The sequence below is a fragment of the Streptomyces sp. MBT65 genome (genome assembly GCF_016612545.1).
GTDB lineage: Bacteria > Actinomycetota > Actinomycetes > Streptomycetales > Streptomycetaceae > Streptomyces.
Window position 1 is genome coordinate 1 of the sequence record NZ_JAENRY010000271.1, and the last position, 13,558, is coordinate 13,558.

The following is a 13,558-nucleotide window of genomic DNA, read 5'->3' on the forward strand; positions in this document are numbered from 1 at the left end:
GGTGATCCCCAGCAGCCCGCAGGCCGCCCCGCTCCCAAGCCCGCTCCCCGCAAGCCCCCTTGCCCGCCCCCTCGCTCAACTCACCTGCTCACGCAGCGCGTTCAACTGCTCCAGGAACCACTGAGCCGGCGGCAGCGCCGTAGCCGCCGCCGCGAGGCGCTTGGTTCGTTCGGCTCGTTCCTCGGTCGGCATGGTCAGGGCCTCGTGGAGGGCGTCGGCCGTGGCGATGACGTCGTACGGGTTGACCGTGATCGCGTCCTCGCCCAACTCCTCGTACGCGCCCGCCTCCCGGGAGAGGACCAGGGCGCAGCCCTCGTCGGAGACGACCGGGACCTCCTTGGCGACGAGGTTCATGCCGTCGCGGATGGGGTTGACGAGGGCCACGTCGGCGAGGCGGTACGCGGCCAGGGAGCGGGCGAAGTCGTCCTCGACGTGGAGCAGCACCGGGGTCCAACCCGGCTTCCCGTACCGGGAGTTGATCTCGTCCGCGACCCGCTGCACCTCGGCCGTGTACTCGCGGTAGACCGCGAGGTCCTGCCGGGAGGGGTAGGCGAACGCCACGTGCACGACCCGCTCCAGCAACTCCGGGTGGTCGTCGAGGAGTTGGCGGTAGGCGAGCAGTCCCCGCACGATGTTCTTGGAGAGTTCGGTGCGGTCGACCCGGACGATGGCCTTGCGGCCCGCGCCGATCTCCTCGCGCAGCGCCACGATCCGTTCTTCCACGTCCGGCTCGTGCGAGCGGGCGCGCAGGAAGTCGGCGTCGGCGCCGAGACTGTGCACACCGATGAGTGTCTTGCGGGTGATCCGCTCACGGCGGGTGTCCGGATCGCGCCGCACATGCTCGATCGCGCGGGGAGCGCCCGTCGGCCACAGGGGGAGCCACCGATAGGGGTCGAGCCCCTGCACACAGTTCTGGAACGCCGTCGCCCACCGCCAGGTCAGGAACGCCACCCGGTCCGCCCCGAGCATGCCCTCCATGAGCCGCACCCGGATGTCGTCCGGAAGCATCGCGAAGTACTCCGGCGGCGCCCACGGCGTGTGCGAGAAGTGACTGATCCGCAGGTCGGGGCGGAGTTCGCGCAGCATCCCCGGTACCAGGCACAGGTGGTAGTCCTGCACCAGCACCGCCGCCCCCTCGGCCGCCTCCTGGGCCAACGCCTCCGCGAACGCCCGGTTGTACGCCTCGTACGACGCCCACTGGCGCCGGAACTCCGCGTCGAAGACCGGCTCCAGCGGGGTCTGGTACAGCATGTGGTGGACGAACCACAGCACGGAGTTGGCGATGCCGTTGTACGCGTCGGCGTGCACGTCCGCCGGAATGTCCAGCATCCGCACGCCGTCCTCGCCGACCCCGCGCCGTACCGCCTCCCGGTCGCCGTCGGACAGCGCCGAGCACACCCACAGCGCCCCCGCGTCCGGCCCGATCGCCGACAGCCCGGACACCAGCCCGCCGCCACCCCGCCGGGCGCGCAGCGAACCGTCGTCGCCCACCTCGTACGAGACCGGGCCGCGATTGGACGCGACGAGCACCTGAGCAGCACCGGAGGGGGACGGGACGGGCGGGATGGACGACGTAGAAGCCATACGGCACAACCTAGCCCGGCCCGGAAACGCTCAAACGTACGGACGGGTCACAACGGACCGGATGGATCCGTATACGGCCAGGCCTAGGCCGGGCCCTGCCCAGTCCGCGGCCCGACCGTGCCTGACCGTGCCCGACCGGTTACGCGACCTTGCGGGACTGGTACTCGGTGATGTCCGCCATCGGCGGCCTCTCCTCCGTGTCCACGGAGTACGTGCGCGGCTCGAAACCGTCCGGACCCCGCTCGAACTGGGTCATGGAGGGCCGGATCAGATGCCCGCGGGCCAGCCGGAGCTGAGCCGTGCGGTAGATCTGCGCGGCCATCCGCCCCAGCGCCTGCCCGTCCTGGTGCCGGTGCTTGCGCACACCGACGTCGACCTGGGCGAGCGCGTCCAGGCCCACCAGATGCAGCGCGTCGACGAGCATGGCCAGCTCGACGCCGTAGCCGACGGGGAAGGGGAGCTGTTCCAGCAGCGAGCGGCGGGCCGCGTACTCGCCGCCCAACGGCTGGACGAATCCGGCCAGTTGAGGCCAGTGCATGTTCAGCAGCGGGCGGGCCATCATCTCGGTGACCCGTCCGCCCTGGCCGGCCGCGCCGCCGAGCGGGCGGTCGTACATCGCCTTGACGAGGTCGACGCCGGGGTCGGTGAGCAGCGGGCCCACGATCCCGGTGACGAAGTCCGAGGAGAACTCCTTCAGGTCCGCGTCGATGAAACAGACGATGTCGCCGCTCGTCACCAGCAGCGAACGCCACAGCACCTCGCCCTTGCCGGGCACGGCGGGGATACGGGGCAGGATGTCGTCCCGGTGCACGACCCGGGCGCCCGCCGCGGCGGCCACCTCGGAGGTGCGGTCGGTGGACCCGGAGTCGACGACGACGATCTCGTCGACGAGCGGGACCTGCTGCATGAGGTCATGACGGATGATCGCGACGATGTCGCCGACCGTCGCTTCCTCGTTGAGCGCGGGCAGCACGACACTGACCGACTGGCCCGTGCGGTGCTTGGCGGCCAGGATCTTGTGGAGCGGCCGGTCGGTCAGGGACCAGGAGCGGGTGCTCAGCCAGTGCTCGACTTCCTTCAGCACGTTGCGCGGCTCCTCTGCGTTCTCTCGGCGAGGGCTGGTCACAGACAGTGAATGTCTGATCCATCTCGCGGTTCGGACGGCTCACTCAACTGTCCTGGCCTTCGGTTACAGTCTTGAACAACGCTGATGACCATCGCATGTCGGGGGCCGTCGGCGAGACAATTGCATACACAACTGAACACCGCTCATCCAGAGGGGCAGAGGGATACGGCCCGTTGAAGCCCCGGCAACCCTCCAGCCGGTCTTGTCGCATGTTGTCCATGTGCCGAGGCTCCCGGCTCGGGAAGGTGCCAAATCCGTCTCACGGCGAAACGCGTCGTGAGGAAGATGAGGAAAGGGCCTCGCCTCCATGGCTGCGCAGACTGTTGCAAGCACCACGAACTCCGCGAAGACGGACACGACCGCCGCGGAACCGACCACCTCGAACACCGTTGATCTGGGCCCCGCCACCGCGCTCTCCTGCCGCGAGTGCGGCCACCGCGTCCCGCTCGGCCCGGTCTTCGCCTGCGAGGAGTGTTTCGGCCCGCTGGAGATCGCCTACGACTTCTCGGCCTACGACACCGAAGAGCTCCGCAAGCGGATCGAAGCGGGCCCCGCGAACATCTGGCGTTACGCACCGCTGCTGCCCGTCCCCGCCGACGTGGCGACCAAGCCGAACATCAACCCCGGCTGGACCAAGCTCGTCCAGGCCGACAACCTCGCCCGCGAACTCGGCGTAGACGCGGGCAAGTTGTTCGTGAAGGACGACTCCGGCAACCCGACGCACTCCTTCAAGGACCGCGTCGTGGCGCAGGCCATCGAGGCCGCCCGTGCCTTCGACTTCACCACCCTCTCCTGCTCCTCCACCGGCAACCTCGCGGGCGCCGTCGGCGCCGCAGCCGCCCGGGCCGGCTTCCGCTCCTGCGTGTTCATCCCGCACGACCTGGAGCAGGGCAAGATCGTCATGGCCGCGGTCTACGGCGGCGAGCTCGTCGGCATCGAGGGCAACTACGACGACGTGAACCGCTTCTGCTCCGAGCTGATCGGCGACCCGGCCGGCGAGGGCTGGGGCTTCGTCAACGTCAACCTGCGGCCGTACTACGCCGAGGGCTCCAAGACACTGGCGTACGAGATCTGTGAGCAGCTCGGCTGGCAGCTCCCCGACCAGCTGGTCGTGCCGATCGCCTCCGGCTCGCAGCTCACGAAGATCGACAAGGGGCTCCAGGAGCTGATCAAGCTCGGGCTCGTCGAGGACAAGCCGTACAAGATCTTCGGCGCGCAGGCGGAAGGCTGCTCGCCGGTGTCCGTCGCGTACAAGGCGGGGCACGACGTCGTACGGCCGCAGAAGCCGAACACGATCGCCAAGTCGCTGGCGATCGGGAACCCGGCGGACGGGCCCTACGTGCTGGACATCGCCCGGCGCACGGGCGGGGCCGTCGAGGACGTCACCGACGAGCAGTGCGTGGACGCGATCAAGCTGCTGGCGCGGACCGAGGGGATCTTCGCGGAGACCGCGGGCGGCGTGACTGTCGGCGTGACGAAGAAGCTGATCGAGAGCGGTCTGCTGGACCCGACCCTCACCACGGTCGTGCTGAACACCGGGGACGGTCTGAAGACCTTGGACGCGGTGGCCGGTACCGGGCTCACCGCGACGATCCGGCCCAGCCTCGAGTCGTTCAGGGAAGCCGGGCTCGCGTCCTGACCGCCCCGCGCCCCCCAAAGACACAAGCCGTACCTGACCGGAGGTCCTGAGCATGAGCGTTTCCGTCCGTATCCCCACCATCCTGCGCACGTACACCGGCGGTAAGGCCGAGGTGACCGCGGAAGGCGCGACCCTCGCCGAGGTCATCAACGACCTCGAGAAGAACCACAACGGTATCTCCGCCCGCGTCCTCGACGACCAGGGCAAGCTGCGCCGGTTCGTCAACGTCTACGTCAACGACGACGACGTGCGGTTCGAGCAGGGGCTGGAGACGGCCACTCCGGACGGGGCCGGCGTCTCGATCATTCCGGCCGTCGCGGGCGGCTGATAATTACCCTTGGTAACGCCGGTTACCGAGAGTTCATCGAATTGCCCCCTCCGTGAGAGAAACGGAGGGGGCAATTCTGTATGGTTGAGCACGGTAGAGTTGGGGAACGCGCACCAATCCGCATGCCGGACGCATATGAGTACCGGCTCCGCGTGGGATGAGAAGTAGCCAAAGTGTGTAGGCATTTTGCGCGTTATGTTCCCTTTATCGGGCCCGACTTGCCCTGAAGTCGGACGAATTCTCCGTAAATTCCCGACCGGTCCTGCCCGGAATTCTCGTCGGATTGACCTGTTGCAGACGGCAGTTGGGCGGATACATTCGGCCGCGGTCGACGCGTTCCGGCGCACGCCCCCAAACCTGTGGGGGGTGAGGTCTGACCCGGATCCGCGAAGTGTGGGTCCGTGCAAGGGCCAGTAATAGGGGAGTTAGGCATGGCTCAGGGCACCGTCAAATGGTTCAACGCGGAGAAGGGGTACGGCTTCATCGCGGTCGACGGTGGTGCGGATGTTTTCGTCCACTACAGCGCGATTCAGATGGACGGCTACCGCACCCTGGAAGAGGGTCAGCGGGTCGATTTCGAGATCTCGCAGGGTCAGAAGGGGCCGCAGGCGGACATGGTCCGGCTCGCGACCGGCTGAAGCACGCGCCGACGAACAGCAGCGACGTTCTTCGTTCCTCACCGAAGGGCTCGTACTCCTGGGGGGTCACCTCCTGGGGTACGGGCCCTTCGGCATGCCCGGGGCCGGACGGTCGTGACGGGCGGCCGTGGCAGGGGGCCGTGACGGGCGGCCGGAGAGGGTGCCAGAACCTGGGAGCCGCTTGCACTCGACCATGCCGAGTGCTAATCATTGGCGTTAGCACTCTGAAGGTGAGAGTGATAACGAAGGACCGGGTGGGTGAGGCCCGCAGGCCAGGTGGTGCAAGGAACCACGGGGCAGGCAGGCCGTCCGTCGCGGGCGCCAGCGCGGTCCGGAGCAATCCACCCCAGTCCGGGAGGACCACTTCACATGGCCAAGATCATCGCGTTCGACGAGGAGGCACGGCGCGGTCTCGAGCGCGGGATGAACCAGCTCGCCGACGCCGTCAAGGTCACTCTTGGCCCCAAGGGCCGCAACGTCGTCCTCGAGAAGAAGTGGGGCGCCCCCACGATCACCAACGATGGTGTTTCCATCGCCAAGGAGATCGAGCTCGAGGACCCGTACGAGAAGATCGGCGCCGAGCTGGTCAAGGAAGTCGCCAAGAAGACGGACGACGTCGCCGGTGACGGTACGACCACCGCGACCGTCCTCGCCCAGGCCCTCGTCAAGGAGGGTCTGCGCAACGTAGCCGCGGGCGCCAACCCGATGGCCCTCAAGCGCGGTATCGAGAAGGCCGTCGAGGCCGTCTCCGGTGCCCTGCTGGAGCAGGCCAAGGACGTGGAGACCAAGGAGCAGATCGCTTCGACGGCCTCCATCTCCGCCGCCGACACCCAGATCGGCGAGCTCATCGCCGAGGCGATGGACAAGGTCGGCAAGGAAGGCGTCATCACCGTCGAGGAGTCGCAGACCTTCGGGCTCGAGCTCGAGCTCACCGAGGGCATGCGCTTCGACAAGGGCTACATCTCGGCGTACTTCGCCACCGACATGGAGCGTATGGAGGCCGTCCTCGACGACCCGTACATCCTGATCGCCAACTCGAAGATCGCCAACGTCAAGGACCTGCTCCCGCTCCTGGAGAAGGTCATGCAGTCGGGCAAGCCGCTGCTGATCATCGCCGAGGACGTCGAGGGCGAGGCCCTGTCCACGCTGGTCGTCAACAAGATCCGCGGCACCTTCAAGTCCGTCGCCGTCAAGGCTCCGGGCTTCGGTGACCGTCGCAAGGCCATGCTCGGCGACATCGCCATCCTCACGGGCGGCGAGGTCATCTCCGAGGAGGTCGGCCTCAAGCTGGAGAACGCGACCGTGGATCTCCTCGGCCGCGCCCGCAAGGTCGTCATCACCAAGGACGAGACGACGATCGTCGACGGCTCGGGCTCGGCGGACCAGGTTGCCGGTCGCGTCAACCAGATCCGCGCCGAGATCGAGAACAGCGACTCGGACTACGACCGCGAGAAGCTCCAGGAGCGCCTCGCCAAGCTCGCCGGCGGCGTCGCCGTCATCAAGGCGGGCGCGGCCACCGAGGTCGAGCTCAAGGAGCGCAAGCACCGCATCGAGGACGCCGTTCGCAACGCGAAGGCGGCCGTCGAGGAGGGCATCGTCGCCGGTGGTGGCGTCGCTCTCATCCAGGCCGGTCACGTCTTCGAGAAGCTCGAGCTCGAGGGTGACGAGGCCACCGGTGCCGCGATCGTCAAGCTGGCGCTCGAGGCCCCGCTGAAGCAGATCGCCGTCAACGGTGGTCTCGAAGGCGGAGTCGTCGTCGAGAAGGTCCGCAACCTGCCCATCGGTCACGGCCTCAACGCCGCCACCGGTGAGTACGTGGACATGATCGCCGAGGGCATCATCGACCCGGCGAAGGTCACGCGCTCTGCCCTGCAGAACGCCGCGTCCATCGCCGCGCTCTTCCTCACCACCGAGGCCGTCATCGCCGACAAGCCCGAGAAGGCCGGTGCCGGCGCGGGTGCCGGCGGCGGCATGCCGGGCGGTGACATGGACTTCTGATCGACCCCTCCGGGTTGGTCAACGGTCTTACCGAGGGCGGTACTTCCTGTTCCGACAGGGGGTACCGCCCTCGGGCGTGTTACATGCGTCGGCTGCGGCGCTGCGGGGCGGGAAGGGGACTCCAGAAAGCGCGGGACATCACCTTCTGCTCATACCTCTTCTGCTCTGTCGTCAGTCGCTCACGGAAGGGTCGCCCGTGGACTTCCAGGGCCTGGCTGATGACCAACTCGGCATACTTGTCGAGCGCCGCCGACTGAAGGGCGCCGACCAGTGCCGTCAGATCAACGACGGAACGCGCCCGAACCATGTACTTCAGGAGACGTCGCAGCACGCTGTCGGCCCGCAGGATCATGGGGGTTTCGGCGCCGAGGCGCTTCGTCAGCAGCATGACGTCGAGTATCGGGTTGTCGGTGCAACACGACTCGATGACCGCGTCCAGGTGTTTGCCCAGCGGGGCCGAGTCGAGTGCCAGCATCAGGGGTGCCAAGGCCGATACCGTCATTTCCTTGGCGTACCGGCACAGGACGTCCTTGCCGCCGTAATGCGAACGGCCGAGGACGAGGGCCGTGAGGAACTGCCCGATGTGTCCGATGAGATCGTCGTGCACCGTGCATCGGAAGATCGTCTCGGCCTGTTCGGGCAGTCCACACCGTTCCATACGGATGAGGAGCTGTGCCACTTTCTCAGATGTGAGGGTCCTGACCGCCACTCGCAGCACGGGCTCCGACCCCGGGGTCAAACTGTCCAGGGTCCGGACCACATCCCGGATCTGTTCAGTAGACCTGCTGGCCACAGTACGCAGCAGCAGGTCCGTTGAGAGTTGGTGACGCCCCGTCATGTATAGCTCACTGATCAGTACGGCGATGTCCTGGCTGGGCCGGTACGCCGAGACACGGGACAGCACCGACCAGACCCGGTCTTCCCGCAGCGCGAGGACGAGTGGGAACAAGTGCCCGATGCTGCGATTCTGTGTGCTGTCGAAGACGGTCTCGGCGTCCTGGACGAGGCCGTACTGGCTCAGCGAGCGAATGAACTCAGCCACATCCGAAGCGGACCGTTCGGCTGCCGCCGTCATGTGGAGGGCGTCGGCATAGCGGTCCAGACAGGATTCGCGCAGCGCGATGCTCAGCGTCACCAGGTCGGCCACTGTGCGTTGAGCCGCCGCAGCTGACATGGCCGTGCCGATGACGCCTTCGAGCTCGCCGCCCGTGAGGATTGCGGCCGTTGCCACCACGTCGGCGACCGGGCGGATCACGGCCACGGCTGCCAGGAGGCTCTCGGCGTATCGAGTGAGCCCGGCGTGATGCAGTGCGAGCGCGAAGGTGGCGGCGTGCTCGGGTTCGTGGAACTTCACCGAGGCCTGTACAAGGATCAGTACGTAGTCCTCCAGCCCCGCGCAGATCAGTTCCCGAGCCAGGGCGCTGGTGTCGTCCACGGAGCGCACCATCACCATGGCCGGCAGCGCAGTCTGGGCGTGTGCGTCGAACCCTGCCTGCCGCAACCCGGACAGCAGGCCCGCCACTTCCTCCACCGTGCGCGACTGGCTGGCCGACCGCACCAGTTCGCTCGCTATCGCCTGGCGGGTGCGTTGTTCCAGATCTCCCACGGCCTGTACCAATTCGGGTACCGAGGACCGGCGGTCTGCTTCCTCCAGCATGGCCATGATCGACGGCGTTCCGCCGTCTTCGGTGGCGTGGGCGCTGAGTTCCTCGAAGGCGTCCAGCCGGGCCTCCAGCCGGTGGCAACGGTCCTCGGCCGCGATCAGTTCGGCGCGCGTGACCGCCAGCGCTTCTTGTAGGTAGATCACCTGTTCCTGCAGATCTCCGGACTCCTCCTCCAAGCGCACATGCTCACCTCGCCACAGTTCGACCTCGGCGCGATGGGTGAGCAACTGCTCCTCCATCTGCGTTTCCAGGTTCCGGCACCAGCCGCGCACCTGGGCGAGCTGGCCCTCACGGTCCAGCAGGGTCTCGGCCAGGGCCCGCTCCCGTGTCGTGATGCGCCGGACTTCCTGATCGGCCTCGGCCAGGAGGTCCTGGAGTTCCTGCATCTCACCGTTCGGCCGGTTGGACTTCAACGCCGTCCGGTGCAGCTCCCGCAGACCAGCCGCGGCCTCGGGGGTAAGCGGGGTCTGGGCCTCCTGCACATCCGCGATGAGACCCGCGACGAAGTCCCAGGGAGGAACCCTCCCGCTGAGGTATCGAGTCACGGTGCTCGCGTCCAGGTGCTTGCGCGCGGCATAGCGCCGCACGCCGATCCCCAGGCTGAGGAAGACCTGTCGCAGGTCCTCCGCCAGTGCTCGCTTCTCCGTCGGCAGGTCGTTTTTCAGCGGGCCCAGCCGCACGGGCCGGGCGGGACAGGCCGCGGCTTCCTCGCTGTGGCTGGGCGCTTGGGCATCACGCATCCGGTCAGTATCGCGTTGCCCCAACTCGGTTGGTGTGAAAGAGGTGTTGCCGTTCCCAGTGGCAACACCTGCCCGTGCTGCCACTGGGAACGGCAACGCATGCGGGGCTCTTCGGGGCTCGTGGCCAGGGCCTCGTCGGCCACGATCAGAACGTGGGCGCAGGCCCTGATCCGATCGGAAGGAAGTGCATGAAAATGTCCGAAGTGGCCAAACGGTCGCGTGTTGCCCGGAAGGTGTTCTGGCGGAGGCTTGCCCGGCAGGCTGCCCTGGGTGCCGCCGGTGCGGTCGGGTCAGGGTTCGTCAGTCTGCTGTTGTGGTGGCTGCACGACTACTGGACCGCCTAAGAGAGCCCGGCGGCAGGCGTCACTTGGGTCTTCTGGTGGTGGGTGGGTGTCCCAGCGGTCGCGCGGCGGACGCGCGTGCGGAGCGTGACGAGTAGGCATGGCCGCGCCCGGCTGATCCCTGGATCCTCGAACGTCGGCTGACGCCTGGCCGGGCGGGCGGCTGCTGAAGGGTCAGGCGGCGGGAACCGCCTGCGGATAGAGCGCGCTCGGGTCGGCGGACAGGGCCGCCTTGAGCTGGACGGAGTTGTTGTCGGCGAGGATCTCCATCTTCCCGGCCTCGATACCGTCGAGGGCGGCGCGCACGACATCGGCGGGATCGTTCTTCTCCACGTCCCACCCGGCCATCATGTCGGTGTCGGTGCTGGCCAGGTGCAGGCCCGTCACCGCGGTTTTCTGGCCCGCGAGTTCGAGGCGGATGCCGTTGGTGAGGCTCCACGCCGCCGCCTTCGACGCGCTGTAGGCGCCTGCCCCGTCGTAGGCGAGCCAGGACATCGCCGACAGGACGTTGAGGATGGCCCCACCGCCGCCCGCGGCCAGGACGGGGGCGAACGCCCGGACCACGTTGAGGGTGCCGAAGTAGTTGGTGTCCATCTCCAGCCGGATCTTCTCGGGGTCCCCGGTGACGAGGTTCTGCTGGGTGAAGACGCCGGCATTGTTGATCAGGAGGGTGACGTCCGGGGCCGCGCCCGCCGCGGCGGCGACCGAAGCCGGATCGGTGATGTCGAGCCGCAGTACCTCCACACCGGGGAGGTCGACGAGGTGGGGGGTGCGTGCGGTCGCGTAGACCTTGGTGGCGCCCCGGAGCAGGAGCTGCTGGGCGAAGTGCCGGCCGATGCCGCGGTTGGCGCCGGTGACGAGGGCGACGGAACCGGTGATCTTCATGGGGGGTCTCCTGGCAGTGGTGAGGTGATTCCTGTCCGGGCTGTCCGGGCTGTTCACGGGCCACGCTAGAACCTGACATTGACGTCAGAGGCAAGGAATGTGATCCAGGTCATGGAGGGGGTGTTGACGCGCATCGGTGAGCTGGCCTCAAGGGTGGGCGTGAGCGTGCGGGCACCGCGCTCCTACGAAGAGCAGGACCTGCTGGCCTCGGCGCGCAGCACCGGCGGCCAGCGGCAGTACCCGGACAGCGCGGTCGACCGCGTCCAGCTGATTCAGCAGCTGTACTCCGCAGGGCTGCCGAGCAGGGCAACCCTGGAACTGCTGCCGTGCGTCGGGACCGGTGACGTGACCCCCGTGCTGCTCGACCGGCTGTCGGCCGAGCGGGACCGCATCGATGCCCAGGTCAGCACCCTGGTGAAAACCCGGGACTGGTTCGACGCCATCATCACCACAGCCTCCACGGCCAGGAGCGCGGGCCGGCCCTGCCCTCGTTGAGCAGCGCACCTTCCCCAGGCGTGCGGCAGTGCTTGTCCGCCCGACGCAGACGGACGCCCGTCAGCAGGCGTCACGTGAGCCTCTTGGTGGTGGGCCGTCCGTCCCAGCGGTGGAGCGGGGTCGCGCGGCGGATGAGCATGCGGAGCGTGACGATTGCGGCGGACAGGCAGAGGCAGAAGTCCCCAGCGCAAGGGCGCTTCTCGGCGCAGCGGCGGAGCTTGCCGAAGCCGTTCATCCCTGCGTGGCTCCGCTCCACGACCCACCTCTTGCCGGCCTGGATCGGTGCGGGCACGCCCTTGCGGGCGATCTCGCCGGTGAAGCCCAGTTCCCCGAGCGCGGCTCGGGTCTTGTCACGGTCGTAGCCCCGGCACACCGATCTGCTTCTTCGCGGCCTCCAGGGCGGGCACGAGCGGCGGGGAGTCATGACGGTTGGCCCCGGCCGGGACGAGACCGATCGGGACGCCGCGGGCTTCGGTGGCCACTGAGCGCTTCAGGCCCTGCCTGCCCCGGTCGACCGGGGAGCGTCCGGCTCTCTCGCCGCCGCAGGGAGCCCTGGTGATGCACCCGTCGACGGACAGCTCATGGAGTTGGAGGCCGATCATGCGGTCGTACGCCTGCATGGCCGGCCCGTGGACCCGCTCGGCCATGCCCAGCTGTGACCAGTACTTGACGCGGCGTCGGATGGTGCGGTCTGAGCACTGGCGGTCGGCGATCCGCTGAGCGTCAAGAACTCCATGATCACCCAGGCTCGTGCTGTCCTGCCTCCGGGTCGTCACACGGCTATTCGCCACACCTGCCGCCGGGCTCTCCAAGACACAGGACGGGCGTGTCCGGTATCACAGGCCGTGGCGCCGACCGGTCGGAATGAGGGGCTTGGCCGGACGGTTGTCGTTGACGCATGATCGATGCATACGCACATACCAACTGGTACCTGGTGCCTGGTGTCCCGAGGAGCCCCCACACGTGTCTACGACCGCCCCCGCATCCCGAGCGGCCGAAGTGCTCGCCCGTCCGATCACCCTCAACGGCCTGACCGTCCCGAACCGGATCGTGATGGCGCCGATGACCCGGCAGTTCTCACCGGGCGGGGTGCCCGGTGAGGACGTGGTCGGCTACTACTCCCGGCGGGCCGCCGCGGGCGTGGGCCTGATCGTCACCGAGGGGACCTACGTCGGTCACGACTCGGCCGGGCAGAGCGACCGCGTCCCGCGCTTCCACGGCGAGGAGCAGCTCGCGGGCTGGGCGAAGGTCGCCGAGGGCGTGCACGCGGCGGGCGGCACGATCGTGCCCCAGCTGTGGCACATCGGCATGGTCCGCGAGCAGGGCCAGCCGCCGTACGCGGACGCCCCCGCCGTCGGCCCCTCCGGGCTGCGCATCGGCAGCGACGAGGTCACCGGTACGGCCATGACCCAGCGGGACCTGGACGACGTCATCGGCGCCTTCGCCGAGGCCGCGGCGGCCGCCGAGCGCATCGGCTTCGACGGCGTCGAACTCCACGGCGCGCACGGCTACCTCCTCGACCAGTTCCTGTACGCGGGCACCAACCGCCGTACGGACGCCTACGGCGGCGACCCGGTGGCCCGCACCAAGTTCGCGGCGGAGATCGTGGCGGCGGTCCGCGAAACCGTGTCCGCCGAATTCCCGATCATCTTCCGCTACTCGCAGTGGAAGCAGGACGTCTACGGCGCCCGTCTCGCCGAGACCCCGGAGGAGCTGGAGGCGATCCTGACCCCGCTCGCGGCGGCCGGCGTCGACGTCTTCCACGCCTCCACCCGCCGTTACTGGCTCCCCGAGTTCGAGGAGACCGGCTCCGACCTCAACCTCGCGGGCTGGACCAAGAAGCTCACCGGCAAGCAGACCATCACGGTCGGCTCGGTCGGCCTCGACGGCGACTTCCTCAAGGGCTTCCGCGGCGAGGGCGCCCCGCTCAAGGGCATCGACGACCTCCTCGACAGCCTGGAGCGAGACGAGTTCGACATGGTGGCCGTGGGCCGCGCCCTTCTCCAGGACCCGGAGTGGGCGGCGAAGGTGCTCGCGGGGCGGGTGGAGGAACTGGCGCCGTACGACGCGGCAGCGCTGCGCTCGCTGAGCTGACGTCGGTGCGGGTGGGTGGGGGTGGC

10 protein-coding genes, 1 pseudogene and 1 riboswitch are annotated in these 13,558 nt (G+C 68.3%); of the genes and pseudogenes, 6 read left to right on the top strand and 5 right to left on the bottom strand.

The genetic code is table 11. The features are described 5' to 3' along the window. Positions 1–75 precede the first annotated feature (75 nt). Together JHN63_RS39915 and JHN63_RS39920 are read right to left on the bottom strand one after the other, a co-directional pair. Positions 76–1,584: a trehalose-6-phosphate synthase gene (locus tag JHN63_RS39915; protein ID WP_200690008.1), complete on the bottom strand. Its 1,509-nt coding sequence runs from the start codon at positions 1,582–1,584 to the stop codon at positions 76–78. 139 nt (positions 1,585–1,723) lie between these two features. Continuing rightward, positions 1,724–2,668: a glucosyl-3-phosphoglycerate synthase gene (locus JHN63_RS39920; protein WP_200690009.1), complete on the bottom strand. Its 945-nt coding sequence runs from the start codon at positions 2,666–2,668 to the stop codon at positions 1,724–1,726. A 182-nt stretch (positions 2,669–2,850) separates the two neighbouring features. Continuing rightward, a riboswitch (SAM riboswitch) is annotated at positions 2,851–3,002 on the top strand. Positions 3,003–3,017: 15 nt separating this feature from the next. Between JHN63_RS39920 and thrC the strand changes: the two genes are divergently transcribed. The 4 genes from thrC to groL all read left to right on the top strand — a co-directional run bounded on the left by thrC (position 3,018) and on the right by groL (position 7,313). Further along, a complete protein-coding gene (thrC, locus tag JHN63_RS39925; RefSeq protein WP_200690010.1) occupies positions 3,018–4,349 on the top strand; it encodes a threonine synthase in 1,332 nt (443 codons plus the stop codon). A gap of 52 nt (positions 4,350–4,401) precedes the next feature. After that, positions 4,402–4,677: a ubiquitin-like small modifier protein 1 gene (locus tag JHN63_RS39930; RefSeq protein ID WP_200690011.1), complete on the top strand. Its 276-nt coding sequence runs from the start codon at positions 4,402–4,404 to the stop codon at positions 4,675–4,677. Between the two features lie 431 nt (positions 4,678–5,108). Beyond that, positions 5,109–5,315, top strand: coding sequence for a cold-shock protein (locus JHN63_RS39935; RefSeq protein WP_007493268.1), 207 nt, complete (start codon positions 5,109–5,111; stop codon positions 5,313–5,315). A gap of 369 nt (positions 5,316–5,684) precedes the next feature. After that, entirely contained in the window at positions 5,685–7,313 is a 1,629-nt protein-coding gene (groL, locus tag JHN63_RS39940; RefSeq protein ID WP_200690012.1) for a chaperonin GroEL, read from the top strand. Between the two features lie 79 nt (positions 7,314–7,392). Here the strand turns inward: groL and JHN63_RS39945 are convergent, their stop codons facing one another. Both JHN63_RS39945 and JHN63_RS39950 read right to left on the bottom strand, forming a co-directional pair. Beyond that, positions 7,393–9,717, bottom strand: coding sequence for an ATP/GTP-binding protein (locus tag JHN63_RS39945; RefSeq protein WP_200690013.1), 2,325 nt, complete (start codon positions 9,715–9,717; stop codon positions 7,393–7,395). Positions 9,718–10,232: 515 nt separating this feature from the next. Then, the gene (locus tag JHN63_RS39950) at positions 10,233–10,943 is read right to left on the bottom strand and encodes an SDR family oxidoreductase (RefSeq protein ID WP_200690014.1); all 711 of its coding nucleotides are present in this window, start codon (positions 10,941–10,943) and stop codon (positions 10,233–10,235) included. A gap of 111 nt (positions 10,944–11,054) precedes the next feature. Here JHN63_RS39950 and JHN63_RS39955 point away from each other — a divergent pair, with 111 nt between their 5' ends. After that, complete coding sequence (locus JHN63_RS39955; RefSeq protein WP_200690015.1) at positions 11,055–11,438, top strand: MerR family transcriptional regulator; 384 nt, start codon at positions 11,055–11,057, stop codon at positions 11,436–11,438. 70 nt (positions 11,439–11,508) lie between these two features. Here JHN63_RS39955 and JHN63_RS39960 read toward each other — a convergent pair. After that, positions 11,509–12,157: pseudogene (locus JHN63_RS39960) on the bottom strand (transposase); the annotation flags it as partial. 244 nt (positions 12,158–12,401) lie between these two features. On the opposite strand from JHN63_RS39960, the gene JHN63_RS39965 reads away from it, so the two are divergent. After that, on the top strand, positions 12,402–13,532 hold the full coding sequence (locus JHN63_RS39965) for an NADH:flavin oxidoreductase (protein ID WP_200690016.1): 1,131 nt from the start codon (positions 12,402–12,404) through the stop codon (positions 13,530–13,532). Positions 13,533–13,558 lie beyond the last annotated feature (26 nt).

Coding starts and splice junctions, on each gene's coding strand:
- JHN63_RS39915 (WP_200690008.1), bottom strand. CDS start 1,584: ATGGCTTCTACGTCGTCCATCCCGCCCGTCCCGTCCCCCTCCGGTGCT.
- thrC (WP_200690010.1), top strand. CDS start 3,018: ATGGCTGCGCAGACTGTTGCAAGCACCACGAACTCCGCGAAGACGGAC.
- JHN63_RS39930 (WP_200690011.1), top strand. CDS start 4,402: ATGAGCGTTTCCGTCCGTATCCCCACCATCCTGCGCACGTACACCGGC.
- JHN63_RS39935 (WP_007493268.1), top strand. CDS start 5,109: ATGGCTCAGGGCACCGTCAAATGGTTCAACGCGGAGAAGGGGTACGGC.
- groL (WP_200690012.1), top strand. CDS start 5,685: ATGGCCAAGATCATCGCGTTCGACGAGGAGGCACGGCGCGGTCTCGAG.
- JHN63_RS39945 (WP_200690013.1), bottom strand. CDS start 9,717: ATGCGTGATGCCCAAGCGCCCAGCCACAGCGAGGAAGCCGCGGCCTGT.
- JHN63_RS39950 (WP_200690014.1), bottom strand. CDS start 10,943: ATGAAGATCACCGGTTCCGTCGCCCTCGTCACCGGCGCCAACCGCGGC.
- JHN63_RS39955 (WP_200690015.1), top strand. CDS start 11,055: ATGGAGGGGGTGTTGACGCGCATCGGTGAGCTGGCCTCAAGGGTGGGC.